General features: G+C 68.6%; 15 protein-coding genes. 10 read left to right on the forward strand and 5 right to left on the reverse strand.

What is annotated here, in order from left to right; all coding sequences use genetic code 11:
* Positions 1-9: 9 nt before the first annotated feature.
* Positions 10-927, reverse strand: coding sequence for a transporter substrate-binding domain-containing protein (locus tag ACWEWT_RS29030; RefSeq protein WP_452563682.1), 918 nt, complete (start codon positions 925-927; stop codon positions 10-12).
* 134 nt (positions 928-1,061) lie between these two features.
* Complete coding sequence (locus ACWEWT_RS29035; RefSeq protein ID WP_452563684.1) at positions 1,062-1,871, reverse strand: PaaX family transcriptional regulator; 810 nt, start codon at positions 1,869-1,871, stop codon at positions 1,062-1,064.
* Between the two features lie 727 nt (positions 1,872-2,598).
* Here ACWEWT_RS29035 and ACWEWT_RS29040 point away from each other — a divergent pair.
* The 8 genes from ACWEWT_RS29040 (at position 2,599) to ACWEWT_RS29075 (ending at position 10,330) form a co-directional block, all read left to right on the forward strand.
* Complete coding sequence (locus tag ACWEWT_RS29040; protein WP_452563686.1) at positions 2,599-2,928, forward strand: hypothetical protein; 330 nt, start codon at positions 2,599-2,601, stop codon at positions 2,926-2,928.
* A gap of 7 nt (positions 2,929-2,935) precedes the next feature.
* Positions 2,936-4,399, forward strand: a complete 1,464-nt coding sequence (locus ACWEWT_RS29045) for an aminotransferase class I/II-fold pyridoxal phosphate-dependent enzyme (protein WP_452563687.1) — start codon at positions 2,936-2,938, stop codon at positions 4,397-4,399.
* Positions 4,400-4,537: 138 nt separating this feature from the next.
* Positions 4,538-4,672: a hypothetical protein gene (locus ACWEWT_RS29050; RefSeq protein ID WP_452563689.1), complete on the forward strand. Its 135-nt coding sequence runs from the start codon at positions 4,538-4,540 to the stop codon at positions 4,670-4,672.
* Positions 4,673-4,950: 278 nt separating this feature from the next.
* Positions 4,951-5,601 carry an ABC transporter permease gene (locus ACWEWT_RS29055; RefSeq protein ID WP_452563762.1) on the forward strand — a complete coding sequence of 217 codons (651 nt, stop codon included), beginning with the start codon at positions 4,951-4,953 and terminating at the stop codon, positions 5,599-5,601.
* Entirely contained in the window at positions 5,594-6,781 is a 1,188-nt protein-coding gene (locus tag ACWEWT_RS29060) for an ABC transporter ATP-binding protein (RefSeq protein WP_452563690.1), read from the forward strand. Before ACWEWT_RS29055 ends, ACWEWT_RS29060 begins: the two co-directional genes overlap by 8 nt.
* Positions 6,778-7,557: an ABC transporter permease gene (locus ACWEWT_RS29065; protein ID WP_452563692.1), complete on the forward strand. Its 780-nt coding sequence runs from the start codon at positions 6,778-6,780 to the stop codon at positions 7,555-7,557. The genes ACWEWT_RS29060 and ACWEWT_RS29065 overlap by 4 nt, the downstream gene beginning before the upstream one ends.
* Positions 7,554-8,531 carry a glycine betaine ABC transporter substrate-binding protein gene (locus ACWEWT_RS29070; protein WP_452563694.1) on the forward strand — a complete coding sequence of 326 codons (978 nt, stop codon included), beginning with the start codon at positions 7,554-7,556 and terminating at the stop codon, positions 8,529-8,531. Before ACWEWT_RS29065 ends, ACWEWT_RS29070 begins: the two co-directional genes overlap by 4 nt.
* Before the next feature lie 23 nt (positions 8,532-8,554).
* Positions 8,555-10,330, forward strand: a complete 1,776-nt coding sequence (locus tag ACWEWT_RS29075; protein WP_452563696.1) for an FUSC family protein — start codon at positions 8,555-8,557, stop codon at positions 10,328-10,330.
* Between the two features lie 54 nt (positions 10,331-10,384).
* On the opposite strand, the gene ACWEWT_RS29080 is transcribed toward ACWEWT_RS29075, so the two are convergent.
* Positions 10,385-11,938, reverse strand: a complete 1,554-nt coding sequence (locus tag ACWEWT_RS29080) for an alpha/beta hydrolase (RefSeq protein ID WP_452563698.1) — start codon at positions 11,936-11,938, stop codon at positions 10,385-10,387.
* Between the two features lie 359 nt (positions 11,939-12,297).
* Here ACWEWT_RS29080 and ACWEWT_RS29085 point away from each other — a divergent pair, with 359 nt between their 5' ends.
* On the forward strand, positions 12,298-13,437 hold the full coding sequence (locus ACWEWT_RS29085; protein ID WP_452563700.1) for a lipase family protein: 1,140 nt from the start codon (positions 12,298-12,300) through the stop codon (positions 13,435-13,437).
* Positions 13,438-13,619: 182 nt separating this feature from the next.
* On the opposite strand, the gene ACWEWT_RS29090 is transcribed toward ACWEWT_RS29085, so the two are convergent.
* Positions 13,620-14,213 (reverse strand): TetR/AcrR family transcriptional regulator, encoded by a 594-nt coding sequence (locus ACWEWT_RS29090; protein WP_452563702.1) that lies wholly within the window; start codon positions 14,211-14,213, stop codon positions 13,620-13,622.
* Positions 14,214-14,253: 40 nt separating this feature from the next.
* The gene (locus ACWEWT_RS29095; protein ID WP_452563704.1) at positions 14,254-15,477 is read right to left on the reverse strand and encodes a cytochrome P450; all 1,224 of its coding nucleotides are present in this window, start codon (positions 15,475-15,477) and stop codon (positions 14,254-14,256) included.
* A gap of 117 nt (positions 15,478-15,594) precedes the next feature.
* Here ACWEWT_RS29095 and ACWEWT_RS29100 point away from each other — a divergent pair, with 117 nt between their 5' ends.
* Complete coding sequence (locus tag ACWEWT_RS29100) at positions 15,595-15,939, forward strand: YnfA family protein (protein ID WP_452563706.1); 345 nt, start codon at positions 15,595-15,597, stop codon at positions 15,937-15,939.
* Positions 15,940-16,140 lie beyond the last annotated feature (201 nt).

Genomic DNA, 16,140 nt, shown 5'->3' on the forward strand with positions numbered 1-16,140 from the left:
GTTCCCGGCTCATGCCGGCGCGGTGGGGTTCAGCACCGGCTCGGGGATGGCGATATCCTCGAGCTTCCATTTCGCGACCAGCTCGGCGTATTGCCCACCGGAGAACAGCAGTTCGAACGCCTCGTAGAAAACCGGCCCCAGACTGTTGGTCTTGGGTGAGAGCAACACCAGCTGGTCGGCGCGGGCACCCTGGTCCTCGGTCTGGGCGACGGCACGCCAGGTGTCGGGCTGCGCGGCGGCGGTATCGATGGCACCGCTCTGGGTGAGCGCGGCCGAATCGGCACGGCCGGACTGCACGGCCAGCAGGGTCGCATTGGTATCGGCCAGGCCGACGAACTCGAGCGGCCGCTTACCCTCGCTCTCGCACCAGTCCGACAGTTTGGCGGCCTGTTCCTCGGTGATCGAGCCGATCACGCCCGCGGTCCGGGTCCCGCACAACTCGTCGGTGCTCTGCGCGGCGATACCTCCGTTGATCGGCAGCAGATAGGAGGTGCGGCTGGTCAGCCACTGCACCCCGTCGAATTCGGCCAGGCGTTGTGGTGTGGCCTTGACCGGTCCGTTGAACGCGTCGTAGCGACCGGACAGCATCCCCGACAGCATCGCCGGAAGACCACTGGAGACCTCCATACGGATCGGGACCCCGAGCACGCCGGACAGTGCCTGCTGGATATCCGGATCCATGCCGGTGATCGTCTTCCCGTCGGCGGCGACCGTGCGGTAGGGCGGATGCGAATCGCCGACGAAGACGATTTCGCCCTTGTCCTTGATCGCCTGCGGTAGCCGGTCGTACAGCGCGCCGGCATTCTCTCCCGGGCCGGACAGCTGCTCGGTCTCGGCTGTTTTCTCGTCGATCGACGTACATCCGGCGAGTGCCAGGGCCAGCAGCGCGACGACGGCGACGAACGCCTGTGTTCGGGTCGGTCTCATCGAATCCCTCACGTGATGAGTATCGAGTGGGTCTGTGCACGCTTCGGGCCTGTGACGGAAACCGCCTTCGGCAGCCGATGTGACCTGGCGAACATTAGACGTATTCTCAACCCCCGTCAAGAAAATGACTAATATCAGTGCTCGGCAAGCGGTTCCAGCGAACGCAACTCCAGCCGGTCCACGGCCTCCGCCCTGGCGACCGCGTCCAACTGGTCGTGCAGTTCGTGGAACGCGCGCTGCGCCGCCGCGGCCGGCCAGTCCGCGGGCAGATGCTCGACGGGCAGGCGGGGATCCTGCCGGATGACATCCAGCCACTCCGTCACCAGCAGGAGCTGCACCGCCAGCGCATCATGGGATCGGGAGCGCTCCGCGTCCCCCCAGCGCCCGAGGAAATCGCGGTACAGCGCCGCGATACCCGCGACATCCCAGGCATCGAGCAGCATGGCGGGGATATCGGTCTCGGCATCGGCGCGACTACGGAAGACGCGGATCCGGTCGGCGCCCTCCACCCCGTCCAGGACCTCCCGGACATTCGTCGTCGACGGCGCGATCCACAGACCGCCCTGCAACGATCCGAATCCCGCCCACTGCAGCCGGGCCCGCAGATCGTGCCGCTGCCGCTGCCAGGACTCGGGAAAACTGAAGGTCAGCATGGTCCACGAACCGTCCCAGTTCGCCTCGACCGCGCCGGTACGCCAGATCCGCACGTGCCCGTCCCGCAGAATTTCGGTCAATCGGGGGGTCAGCACCATATAGGTCTGACGGCCTACGCGATGCCGGTCCAGCAGGCCGCGTTTGACCATTCGGTTGAGCGTGGACCGGGTAGCGTGCTCACCGATACCCAGCGAGGCCAGCACGTCGATCAGGCCGGTCGTGCTGACCATCACGTCCCGGTCGAGGACATAACGCCCGAGAACGGTCAGCAGAACACTCTGCGGTTTCACAGACGGCGCGATATCATGAGTCATAATTTCTGCATGCGTCACAGATATGACGATATACATGGCTGAGCATCGGCGGTAGTCGACATCCCACCGCATCGAGTCGGTAGGTGAACGATGCGCCTCGCCCGCTCCGAGGCGCTCCAGGCCGGCACCGCCTCGCCGAAGTGCCGGCCGATCTTCGACCGTTTCGCGCTCCACCGGGGCGCCTACGGAGAACTCGCGCAGCACGCGCGGGCCACGCGCGATGAACGAGTTTCCCGACTACCCAGCCGACCAACAGTGCGGATGGATGTGATTCACCGGGCACGCTCCGGGTATCGCGATCCGTACCCGGATTCCACGACAGTGCCCGCACTCGGCCGACAGGAGCGATCGTCATGCGTGCCACCGATCCACAACGCCCATCCCCCGCACCGGATCCGGCGCCCGATCCCGCGCCCACCCCACCACTCCCGTCTCCCCCGCCGGCCCCCCGGCCACCGATGCCCGGCCCGGCTCCGGAACCACAGCCCCCGATACCGGGCCCACCGCCGGAACCCCGCCCGCCGTTCCCGGAACCGCCGGGTCCCGCTCCGGTACCGGGCCCGGCCCCGGACCGACCGGATGTCCCGGATCCGGGTCATCCGGAACCGCCGCCCCCGGTACCCGGCCGCCACCGCGGTGATTCAACCACCACCGCGCGGGTATTCGCACCGAAGTCCCTGGTCGACGGCTCGACAGGAAGGATATGACCATGGTCGCCGGATCCAACGATTCCGATCAGAGCAATTCCCCGGGCGAGCATCGCTTCCCCGACGACGCACGGACCACCCGATCACATGCCGGTGAATCGATCGAGGACCGCCGCAATTGGCCGGGCATCATCCTGGCGGCGATCGGTATCGTGCTGGTCGGCCTGACCCTCACCGCGGCCGGTTACGGTTTCGCCGGATGGGCGGTCGTCGCCGGAATCACCGGCGTGATCTGCCTTATCGCGGGTGGACTGATCGTGGTCGCCGAACACCGGCGCATCAAGCTCGCGGAAGGCGCGACGCTACGTGAGCCGCGTGGCCACTGACCGGCGGATGGACCACAGTAGTGCGCCGCTGATCGAGGCCCTGCGCGACTACCGGCGCTGCGTCCGCTACGGGTTCACTCCGCCCGGCCACCGGCAGGGCCGCGGTGTGGACGAACGGGTGGCGGAGGTCATCGGCGCGGACGCGTTCCGCGCCGATGTGCTGGCCGCTCCCGGGCTGGATGACAGGTTGGCGCGCGGCGGCCATCTGGCCCGCGCCGAGGAGTTGATGGCCGATGCCGTGGGCGCGGAAAAGACGTTCTTCGCGACCTGCGGGAGTTCGCTCTCGGTCAAGGCGGCCATGATGGCCGTGGCGGGCGGTGCCGAGCACGGTTTGCTCGTGGCCCGGGACAGCCATAAATCGATCGTCGCCGGGCTGATCTTCTCCGGCGTGCTGCCCCGCTGGATCACGCCGCGCTGGGACACACAGCGTCATCTGTCCCATCCGCCGTCGCCGGAGCAGGTCCGGCAGGCGTGGGAGCAGCACCCGGACGCGGCCGGGGCGCTGATCGTGAGCCCCAGCCCGTACGGAACCTGCGCGAATATCGCCGGGATCGCCCGGGTCTGCCATGAGCGCGGTAAGCCGCTCATCGTCGACGAGGCATGGGGTGCCCATCTGCCCTTCCATCCCGGGCTGCCCACCTGGGCGATGGACGTTGGCGCGGATATCTGTGTGGTGAGCGTGCACAAGATGGGCGGTGGGTTCGAACAGGGTTCGGTGTTCCACGTCCAGGGCAATCTGGTGGACCCGGTCCGGTTGCGCCACTGCGTCGATCTACTGATGACCACGAGCCCGAATGTGCTCATCTACGCGGCGCTGGACGGGTGGCGCCGGCAGATGGTCGAACGGGGCCACGACCTGTTCGACGCCGCCCTGCAGACCGCCCGCCGCACGCGTACCGAACTGGACCGGATACCGGGTGTACAGGTGATGGAGGACGAACTTCTCGGTGTGGAAGCCTCACACGACCTCGATCGTCTCCAGGTGCTGCTGGATATCGCCGGCACCGGCGCCACCGGCTACGACACCGAGGAATGGTTGCGCCGGGAACGACATATCGACGTGGGGCTCAGCGACCACCGGCGGATACTCGCCACCCTGTCCTACGCCGACGACGCGGAGACGTCCGCGATGCTGGTCGATGCTGTCGGTGACTGGCGAATGCAAGCACCCGAGGGCCGATCCCCACGGGATATCCGGCTGCCCGAACCGGACGAACTGCAACTCGACACCACGATGCTGCCCCGCGACGCGTTCTTCGGCCCCACCGAGATGGTGCCCGTCGAAGAGGCGGCGGGACGGATCGCGGCCGAGCAACTCACCCCGTATCCGCCCGGCATCCCGGTGGTCGTACCCGGTGAGCGCCTCGACCGCGCGGTGCTCGACTATCTGCGCACCGGTCACGAAATCGGGATGAACGTCCCCGATGCCACGGATACCTCGATGGAAGCGGTCCGCGTCGTCGCGCGCTGAACCGGCAGGCTCGGCAGATCGATCGGTTCGGCGGCGCAGGCCCACGGGTGGGCCGCCGGCCCGCTCGAATCCACGGAGACGAACCGCCGACCCGCCGGTGCGCTGATTCGATCGACCCGGCCGGGGTAGACGCCCGTCATGGAACTACTCGTCATCCTGGTGATAGCGATCCTGGTCGCCGCGATGGTCGGATACCGGTTGTGGAAGGGACAGCGTCCGGGCGCCCTCGATTCCCCGGACAACGACGGTAATCCGCACCGCGACGACCAGTAACGCGCCCCGCCTCCGACATCGGGCCCCGCCGCACCGGGAGCTGCGCCGGACGCGAAACGCGGGCGTACCGCAGCGCGCACCGCGGCCACACCGGGAGCGATACATCGGGCCTACCGTGTTTCGATCCCCGCGGCCGGGGGCATTCCTGCTGCGGACGCGGCGGGCAGCCCGGTACGTCCGCGCGAACTCTCGACGGCCGCACGTGCTCCGGGAAAACCGGTCCGGGCGTGGCGAGGTCGCGATAGCCTCGCTGCAGGCCCGGAAGGGGAGGTCGGATCCTGGATACGTGGTGGAACTTCGTCGTGGAACGGCGGAATCAGCTTTTCGTGGACTCCTACCTGCACGTATCGGCGGTTGTGCAGTCACTGCTCATCGCGACGGCCGTGGCGGTTCTGATCGGGGTGGCGGTCTACCGCAGCCCCCTCGGATCGGCGGCCGCGACGGCCGCGGCCGGGACGATTCTCACGGTCCCGTCGTTCGCACTGCTCGGTCTGCTCATCCCGCTGATGGGCCTCGGTGTCGCACCGACGGTGACCGCCCTGGTGCTCTACGCACTGCTGCCGATCCTGCGCAATACACTCATCGGCCTCTCCTCCGTCGACACCGCGGTGGTGGATGCCGCGCGCGGCGTCGGGATGAACCGGCTGCGGATACTCGCCGCGATCGAGTTGCCGCTGGCCTGGCCGTCGATCCTGACCGGTATGCGGGTGAGCACGCAGTTGATCATGGGCATTCTCGCGCTCGCCGCCTACGCGAAAGGCCCCGGACTGGGCAATCCGATCTTCTCCGGGCTGGCCCGGCTCGGTAGCCCCAACGCGGTACCGCAGGCGCTGACCGGCACGGTACTGATCATCGCGCTGGCCCTTGTTCTCGACGGGATCTTCGTCCTCGTCGGACGTTTCACCATTTCGAGGGGAATTCGTGACTGATTCCGAGACCCGCACCGCCCCGGCGGTGTCCGGGGTCGAGATCGTGCTCGACGCCGTGACCAAACAGTATCCGGGACAACGTGATCCGGCGGTCGACGCGGTATCGATGACGATTCCGGCCGGTGAGATCGTGGTGCTGGTCGGGCCCTCGGGCTGTGGCAAGACCACCACCATGCGGATGATCAACCGCCTGATCGAGCCCACCTCCGGCACGGTCACCATCGACGGTCGCGACGCCGCCGGGATCGACGCCGACCGGTTACGGCGCGGGATCGGGTATTCGATCCAGCAGACCGGGCTGTTCCCCCATATGACCGTGGCGAAGAACATCGCGACCGTTCCCGGGCTGATCGGGTGGGACCGTAAGCGGATCGCCGCCCGCACCGACGAGATGCTCGATCTGGTGGGTCTGGATCCCGGGACCTATCGGCGCCGGTATCCGCGCCAGCTCTCCGGTGGTCAGCAGCAGCGGGTGGGCGTCGCGCGGGCGCTGGCCGCCGATCCGCCGATCCTGTTGATGGACGAACCGTTCGGTGCGGTGGACCCGATCACCCGCGCGTCGCTCCAGGACGAACTGCTGCGTCTACAGGTCGAACTGGGCAAGACCATCGTCTTCGTCACCCACGATTTCAACGAAGCGGTGAAACTCGGCGACCGGATCGCGGTCCTGGGCGACCGTTCCCGGATCCTGCAGTACGACCGGCCCGCCGCGATCCTGGCCGATCCGGCCGATGACACCGTGGCCGGGTTCGCCGGATCCGATGCCTCGCTCAAACAATTGACGCTGACCCGTATCCGCGAGGTGCCGCTGGGCGAATGCGCCACGGTCGCCGACAACGATTCGCCGGCAGTGGCGCGGACCGCGGCCGCCGGACAACCCCGGGTCCTCGTGCTCGATGCCGGCGGTCGGCCGCTGCGCTGGATCGCCGCGACAGAACTCGCCCACGCCGGATCGATCACCGAGGCCCGATCCGCGCCGGTGGAAACCCTGTCCGCGGAATCGACACTGCAGGAGGCGCTGGCGGCGCTGCTCGGCGATCGGAACGCGACCGCGGTGGTAACCGGGACGCGCGGCGAGTACACGGGTCTGGTCACGATCGACACCCTCGTCGGTCATCTGGCCGCACTGCGTACCGCGAACGAGACAGGCGAGAGCACCACCGCGGATGTGCCGGCATGACCGCCGCCCTGACCGCGGGAGTACCGGGAAAGCGATCCGCGCAGCGGCGGGCCGAGCGCCTGCGGCTACTCGTGCAACCGGTACTCGTCCTGGTGCTCACCGCGGGTGTCCTGGTCTGGGCGTTCCGCCGTGACCTCACGATCACCCAGCAGGAAAGCCTCAACCCGGGCAATATCGCCACCGTGACCTGGCAGCACATCCTGATCACCGCCACGGTGGTACTGCTCGTTGTCGTGGTCGGGGTACCGCTGGGCACGGTGCTCACCCGGCCCGGATATCGCCGGCTCGCACCGTTCTTCGTCGGTATCGCCAATATCGGTGCCGCCGCACCGGCGATCGGGTTGATCGTGCTCTTCTATCTCCTCACCCGGACCACGGGTTTCTGGATCGGGGTGGCACCGATCGCGTTCTATTCGCTGCTACCGGTACTGCGCAACACCATCCTGGGCTTCCAGGAGGTGGATCCGCTGCTGGTGGACGCCGGACGCGGCCAGGGTATGTCGGCGACGACCGTCCTGCGCCGCATCGAATTCCCGCTCGCGGTCCCCTACATCCTGGCCGGGTTGCGTACCTCACTGGTACTGGCGGTGGGCACCGCGACGCTGTCCTTCCTGGTCAGCGCGGGCGGTCTGGGGATCCTCATCGATACCGGATACAAGCTGCGCGACAATGTGACGCTGGTGGTCGGCGCGGTCCTGGCCGTCGCGCTGGCGCTGCTGGTGGACTGGCTGGGCGCGGTCGCCGAACAGTTCCTCGGCCCGCGGGGGTTGACATGAGAGCCGCCCGATCACCGCGATTGCTCCTCCTGGCCGCCGTACTGCTACTGGCCGGGTGCGGTCTGCAGGCCGGTAGCGCGGTGCCGCTACAGGTGGGGCCGGGCAGTATCCGTCCGGTTCCCGAGCTCGCGGGTGTGCCGATCACGGTGGGCTCCAAGGATTTCACCGAACAGAACACCCTCGGCTACATCATCGAATTCGCGCTGGTCGCGGCGGGCGCCGAAGTCCGCGATCTGACGAATATCCAGGGTTCCAACAGCCTCCGCGACGCCCAGGTCGACGGACAGATCGATATCGCCTACGACTACACCGGTACCGGCTGGGTCAACTACCTCGGCAACGAGAAACCGGTTCCGGACGAACAGGGCCAGTTCGAGGCGGTCCGCGACGCCGACCTCGCCGCGCACGGCATGGTGTGGACGGCGATGGCGCCGATGAACAACACCTATGCCCTGGCGACCGCGCGCCGGACCGCCGAACGCACCGGCACCTGGACCCTCTCCGACTACGCGGACCTCGTCGCCACCGACCCCGCCGCGGCGAGTACCTGTGTCGGTACCGAGTTCAATGTGCGTCAGGACGGGTTCCCCGGGGTGACGCGGGCGTACGGGATCGACGGCGACCGGGTGCCCAAACGTATCGTCCAGGACGCGGTCGTCTACCAGGCGACCGCCGACGCGACGCAGTGCGGATTCGGCTCGGTCGCGGCCACCGACGGCCGCATTCCCGGCCTGGACCTGGTCCTGCTGCGTGACGACCGTTCCTTCTTCCCCAAGTACAATGCTGCGCTGGTGATGCGCGCGGATTTCGCCCGGGCGCATCCGCGGATCGCCGAGATCATGGCACCGATCTCGCTATTGCTGACCAACGAGTCGATCACCGAACTGAACCGGCAGGTCGATGTCGAGGGCCGCGAACCCGCGGATGTCGCCCGCGACTGGATGGTCACGCAGGGGTTCGTCACCGAGGAGTAAACGGCCGGACAAGGAGATGGTGAATGGTAGCGCCGGACGGTCCGAAGCTTCCCTCACCCGCTCCGGCTCGATCGGTGCTGTTCGGTCTGCCACCGGCCGGGCGGCGACTACCCGGCGCGGCGCGCGCGGCCCTGGCGTTCGGTGCGCCGGCCCTGATCGCGGTATCCCTCGGCCACGAACAGCAGGGCCTGATGGCGGCCACCGGTGCGCTGGCGGTGATCTTCGGGGAAGGTCAGGTCTACCGCCGCCGCTGGCGCGTCATCGGCGCCGCCGCGGTATCGCTGACGATTTCGGCGTTGGCCGGCGGGCTCGCCGGGGAACTTATCCAGCAGCGGCTCGGCGCGGGCGGCTCGCACTGGTGGCAGTTGCTGATCGTGCTCTTGATGTCGGCGGTCGCGGTGACCGGGACATTCGTGAACTCGGCGCTGCGCATGGGTCCCCCGGGTGGGTTCTTCTTCGTGCTGGCCGCCGGTGTCGGCGCGCTGATCGTGGGGCACGGCGTGCCACCCGGCCAGGTGGCGCTGTGGACTGCGCTCGGCGGGGTCAGCGCGCTACTGGTGGGGATGTCGGGGGCGCTGACCGGAGCGCACGCACCGGAAGAGCGCGCAGTGGACGCCGCGGTCGGCGCGGTGCGCGACTACGCCGCACTCGACACCCTGGCCGGGGACCGGGTGGACGCACGCTACGCGACCGCGATGAAGGTACAGACGGCGTGGGCGCTGCTCGACGACGCCCGGCGGGCCGGAGACGGCCGGCTCGCCGCCACGCTGACCGACGCCCAGCGGCTCTTCGCCGAGGCGCTGCACCGCAACGGATCCGGTAACGACGAATCCGATCTGCTGTTCGATACCGGCCGTCCCGCGCCGACACCCCGACCGTCGGTGCGCTATCGGATCCTGCGGTCGCTGTCACCGGACAGTCATGCGGCGGTCTCGGCGAATCGGATCGGCCTCGCCGCGGTCCTCGCCGGGTGTTCGACGGTGGCACTGGATCTCGGCCGGCCGGACTGGGCGGTCCTCACCGTCACCGTCCTGCTGCATCAGGGTCCGGACCGGGTGCGCGGCACGTACCGCGGGGTACACCGGATCGGCGGCACCGCGCTGGGGCTGGTGCTGTTCGCGGCGCTGTACGCGCTGGAGCCACGGAGCTGGGCGCTGGTGCTGATCCTGATGACGCTGCAGTTCGCGATCGAGATGTTCGTCGCCCGCAACTACGGTCTCGCGGTCGTCTTCATCACGCCGCTGGCGCTGCTGATCGGTGGCGGCGGACAGTACGGCGATATGTTCCCGGTGCTGCGCGACCGGCTGCTCGAGAGCGTTATCGGTGTGGTGATCGGATTGACCGCGCTGTGGGCGGTCGACCGCCGTGCCCATCGGCGGGTGCTGCTGCGCAACGATCAGCGGGTCCTCGAGGTCCTCGGACACCTCCTGCGTCGAATTCCGCCGGGCCGGGTGCAGCACGATTCCCCGCCGGCCCCTCGGCGCGAGCCGCCGGATCCGCGGCACACCACTCCACCGGGCCGCCCCGGCGGCCCGCCCTCGGATCCACTGCGCGAAGCGCTACCCGAGGTGCGGGTGCTGCGACGGGAACTGGAGTTCGAACTGATGGGTTCCACCCTCGGTGCGATCGATGCCGCCCACAACGAACCCGAATGGGCAGGTGCGCATTGGACCCGGCACCAGCGCATCCGCCGGCTGGGCCACGAGGTGCTCGCCGCGACCAGGCAGGCCCCGGAACAGGTACCCGGCGATACCGCACAGCTGGGTCGCTGGTCCCGCAGCCTCGCCGAACTGGCCTAGCGGCGCCGGCCGGGGACGATGCCCGAACCCGGTGCGAGCGACCGCCGGGACACCCTATCCGGATTGCGCCGGGTTCGAGTCGGGGCGGCAGGTGGTGTCGGTATCGGGGAGGGTGCCGTCCCGGAAGTAGGTGTTGACGATATCGCTCACGCAGCCGCTCATACCGGCGCGGAGGACACCGTGCAGGCGGGTATCCGCCAAGGTGACCATTCGTGACGACGTCAGGTCCTGGTGCAGGGCAACGCCCTGCTGGTAGGGAGTGCGGGTGTCGCCGGTCGCCTGCAGGATGAGGGCCGGTGCCGAGTTGTGCACCGTGGTGGCCGGCTCGACGGGCTCCGGCCAGAACGCGCAGGCGGTGATGTTGTTGGCGAACGCGCCGAACACCGGTTGGGTCGCCCGCACACTTTCGATATTGCGGTAGTACCAGGCCGGATCGCGCGGTGCGGCCTTGTCACCGCACAGGACAGCGGCCATACCCGAGGCGTTCAGCGCCACGGGGCCACTGATCTTCGTTTTCAACTGCTCCATATCGATCGGCAGCCCGGACACCGCGTCGGCCACGATCCGCACGACGGCGGCGAGGTCGGCGTTCTTCTGCGGGCTCGACAGCAGCGCCAGCAGCATCATCGGCACGGTGTGTTCGTCGATGAGGTAGCCGTTGCCGAGCACCGGACGGGCGGCGGCCCGCCGGATCATATCCTCGACGAAGGCGCGGACCTGCGGTCCGCTGTCACCGAAGTGGTAGTCGGCGTCGCGGCCGGCCGCCCAGATCGCCCAGTCGTCGAGCGCGGCCTCGTTGACCGCGCCCATGTCCTGGTAGGTGCCGATCCAGTAACGGTCCGGGGCGATGGCACTGTCCAACACCATCCGGTCACTGCGCCCGGGGAACATCTGCGCGTACACCGCGCCCAGGTAGGTGCCGTAGGAACCGCCGTAATAGCTGAGTGCGCGCTCACCGAACGCGCTGCGGACGATATCCATGTCCCGGGCGGTATTGCGGGTGGTGATCTGGCGGGCCTTCTCGGGGTCGGGTGCCACACAGGACGCCGCCAGCGCGGCGGCCAGGGTGGTGTCGCGCGCGAAACCGAAGCCGTCGAAACCGGCCGAGAACAACATGGTGGGCAGCGGCAGCGCGCAGTTCACCGGGTCCGATCGGCCGATACCGCGCGGGTCCATGCCGATCAGGTCGTATCGAGCGCGGACATCCGGGGTGAGCCGCTCCTGGAGCTCGGCCATCATGCTCAGGCCCGGGCCGCCGGGACCGCCGGGGTTGGACAGCATGATGCCGCGGCGCCGGTCCGGGTCGGTGGCCGGGATACGCGAGATCGCCACGGTCAGCGTGCGTGCGTCCGGCCTGCTGTAGTCGAGCGGGACGGCAACGCCCGCGCACTGGGCCCCGGCCTCGTCGAGCGCCGCGTCGTCACACGGCTGCCAATCCAGCTGCTGGTGATAGAACCGCTCCAGCCCACCCGGGATGCCGTCGACCGGCTCGGCGCTCGCCGACGCCAAGGGCAGGGTGGCGAAGACGGCTGCCGATATGACCGCCGGCACGAGCCATCGGATCCAGGGACGACTCGTGCGGTAGCGGCGGTGAGCATTTTTCATCATCGCGGCCGGCACCTCTCCTTCGATGAGCTTTCGATCGGCCAGAGCGAACTGCAATCGTTATGTTATCGTGTGGCGAGTCGTTACGCTATCGTGATCTTGACCCAGGAATGGTAAAGCCGGTCGATGCGGGCCCGGAGTGCTTGCGCGTCGGAAATCCGAATGCGGGAGATGTGATGGAATCCGGGCTGATATTGGCGAGAAATTCGAGAAGTTCGTGCCGAACGAGGTATTCGGCCACCGACGTATCCGGCCCGCCGGCCGACGGCACCCGCCGGCCCCCGGCGATATCCCGGCGGATCGGCCGACTGTGGCTCGCGCTCGTCGCCCTCGCCGCGATCGCCCTACCGGCAATAATGTCCATGCCCATCGCGCGGGCCACGGTGCCGCCACCGGCCGAGGACCCCTTCTACGCCGCGCCCGGCGATCTCGCCGCACATCCGAACGGCGCGATGCTCGGGGCCCGGACGATCACGCCACTCGGCCTGCCGATACCGGTGCAGGCATGGCAATTGCGTTATCGCACAACCGATTCCGATAACAATCCGCAACTGAACATGACTACGGTGCTGGTCCCACCGGTGCCCTCGAACGGGCCGCGACCGGTGTTGTCCTATCAGGTACCCGAGAACAGTCTCGACACCAGATGCGCGCCGTCGTTCACGCTGCGCGGCGGACGCAACACCGATATCGCGGCCGTCGCGCAGGATGTGCCGTTCATCGCCGACGCGCTCATGCGTGGCTGGGCCGTCGTGGTCAGCGATTACGAAGGCCCGCAATCGCGGCTCTTCGACGGGGTGACCTCCGGGCGGGGAGTACTGGACGGAATTCGCGCCGCACGATCCTTCGCCGCGGCCGGGATCGACGCCGCGAGCCCGATCGGCGCCTTCGGCTACTCGGCCGGAGCCTTCGCCACGCTGTGGGCCACACAGCTGCGTCAGGAATACGCACCGGATGTGCGGTTCGTCGGTACCAGCGCCGGCGGAGTCCCCACCGATATCCCGATCATGGCCGAACGCGCCGACGGCGAAGCGGGAGCGATGCTGATCCTGCTCGGGCTGGCCCGCAACGAACCCGACTCCCGGCTGGCCGACCTGCTGAACGAGCAGGGACGCAATGCGTTGCGCGCCGCGGACACCTCCTCCTGCGGTGCGGATCTGGCGCAGAAGTTCCCGGACCCCCACATGGAAAACTTCACCACGGTCCCGAACCTGCCGGCACAGCCCGCATTCCGCAGCGCGGCCGCGCCCAACGAGCTCGGCGGCACCACCCCCGACACGCCGTTGTACCTGTACCACAGTGTCTCCGACGAGAAGATCCCCGTCGCCGGCTACACCGCCCTCGTCGATACCTACTGCGCGCAGGGCGCGACCCTCACCGCGACCCACTCGCTGTTCCCGGGCCATATGGGAGCCGCCGCGGGTGAGGCCATCGGCGGTATGAACTTCCTCGCCGACCGCTTCGCCGGTGCCCCGCCGGCTCCGGGCTGCCAGGTGTCCTAGTCGGGTTGTTCGTCGTACCGGCCGGCGGCACGGGCGCGGCGTGGTGAATCACGCGATCAACCCGGGTCGATCCGCCGGTCGTGTGCTCACAGACCAGGGTGCCGGCCGAGGTCGAGGCGCAGGCGTACCGACGTCGTGCAGCGGCCTCGTCGCGCCCCGGGTATGCACCGGGCCGGGCCGGCTCAGCCCGGCCCCACCGCCGAACCGGAATCCAGGAGGAACGGCAGCAGGAAATCGCGCAGCAGGGCGCGTTCCTCGTCCTCGGTCGCCGGTGGCAGCGTCAGCAGCGAGATCATCACCCGGACCGCCCACCGGCCCAGCCGGTCCGCGGCCGCGACGGGCAGATCGGGACGCAACCGCGCCACGAATACCGCGACCAGTTCGTCGATCACCTCCGACGAATCCGACAGCCGCGCCACGATTCCCACGTTGGCCGGTTCGAACCACACGGCCAGATGCGGAGTCTTGCGGGCTTCGGTCAGGGTCGCGGTCATTCCGTCGAGCAGGAGTCCGGTGCGGTCCGGGCCGTCCAGCGGCCGGTCGCGCCAGACCCGCGCGAGGAGCTGGGTGGCCTCCCGGCCGGCGAAGGCCACGTACAGCGCCTGCCGGTTCGGAAAATAGCGGTACAGCGTGGCCCGGGAACATCCCGCCGCCTCGGCGACCTCGGCCATGCCGACCGTCCCGGCACCCTTGTCGATGACCAGGGCGCGGACCGCGTCGAGGATCCGTTCGCCGGCCAGTTCGACCCGGCCACCGGCCAGCCAGTCACCGGTCATCGGCGGGCCCCGGCGGCAGCCGGACGGCCGCGCCCGGCGATCACGGCGCGCACCGGAACGGGACACTGATCGGCCGCCGGACATACGGGCCGGGCGCGTAACGGACGGCGTCGATATCGACGCGGTAGTCCGGGAAGCGATCCAACAGTTCCTCCAGCGCCACCCGCGCCTGCATCCGGGCCGCCGCCGCGCCCAGGCAGTGATGCGGACCGTGCCCGAAGGTCATGATGCGCTGCGGGTTCCGTGCGATATCGAGCTCGGCGGCATCGGCGCCGAAGACCCGTTCGTCGCGATTCGCCGAACCGTACACGAGCAGCACTTTACGGCCCTCGGGAATCGTCACACCGTCCAGCTCCACCGGATGCGTGCTGGTGCGGGCCAGGCCCTGTACGGGCGAGGTGAGCCGGGCGAACTCCTCGATCGCGACCCGGATGTCCGCGGGATCGGCGGCCAGCGCCGCGCGCTGCTCGGGATACTGCTGCAGCAGCTGCACCGCGCCGCCCAGCAGGCCCGTCGTGGTGTCGTTACCGCCGGCGACCATGGTCCAGGTGTAGGCGAGGATCTGCACAAGACCGTCGATATCGGTATCGTCGGCGCCGATTCCGGCCTGGACCAGCAGCGATACCGTATCGTCGCCCGGGTCGGTGCGGCGCCGCGCGATGAGTTCGGCGAAATAACCCAGCATCTCCATCGACGCGGCCTGGGCGTCGGCCGTGCGCTGGGTACTGGCCGCCACCACCGCGTCGGTCCAGCCGTCGAAGCGGGAGCGGTCTTCCTCCGGGACCCCGAGATAGTGGGCGACCACCATCGTCGGCAGGGGTTTGAACAGGTCGGTCACGATATCGCCACCGCCGTGCGCGGCCAGCCGGTCCAGCCGTTCCCGGACGTATTGGCGCACCACCGGTTCCACCTCGGCGACCTGACGCGGGGTGAATCCGCGGGCGACCAGTTTGCGGAAATCGGTGTGCTCGGGCGGATCCTGCATCACCATCGGTGGATTCCCGGTGAGCCCGATCTGTTCGAGTTCGCCGTACTCCACCGTCAGCCCCTGCCCCGAGGAGAACGTACCGGTGTCCCGGGCGGCGGCGTACACGTGTTCGTGCCGGGTGAGCACCCAGTAGTCGTTCTCCGGGTGGTCGGCGGGAACGACCCGGTGCACCGGATCGCGATCTCGCAATGCGGAATACATCGGCCACGGCTCGCGCCATGTCTCGCCGGAGCGTAGGTCGAAGCGTGCCCGATCTTGATACGTATCTGCCACCATGTATCGACCATAAGACACATAACTGATTCTGTCTTACCTTTCGGCGAGATGCGGCCGCCGTAGCGAGCGGGCCGTCCACGCCGGTCGCGCGACCGGCATCTCGTAGGCTCGGCGATCATGAGCGTTATCCGGTCGATCCTGCTGTTCGCCCTCGCCGCCTTCGCCGAGATCGGCGGCGCCTGGCTGGTGTGGCAGGGCGTACGCGAACATCGCGGCTGGATCTGGGTCGGGGCGGGGGTCGTCGCGCTGGGGCTGTACGGATTCGTCGCCACCCTGCAACCCGATGCGAACTTCGGCCGGATCCTCGCCGCGTACGGCGGGGTGTTCGTCGGCGGTTCACTACTGTGGGGGATGGTGCTCGACGGATACCGGCCCGACCGCTGGGATACCACCGGCGCGCTGTTCTGCCTGACCGGGGTCGCGATCATCATGTACGCACCGCGCGGCCTCGCGGCGGGCTGAAGCCGCACCGGGAATCAGCGGGAAAGGGCCGCACGGGTCCGGGCACCACGGCATGATTGGAATCCGCGCGAACAAAACCGTGGCCGTTTCCGCACAGCCACCCCTAGCGTGAACGAGCCGCAGCGGCGCATCCGGCCGCGGCAGGCCGGAAAAGCGTGCAGCCCGAGGCAAATTCGCTGTGTCCGGCGCGATCGTCCCGCC

The sequence above is a fragment of the Nocardia sp. NPDC003963 genome (genome assembly GCF_053605105.1).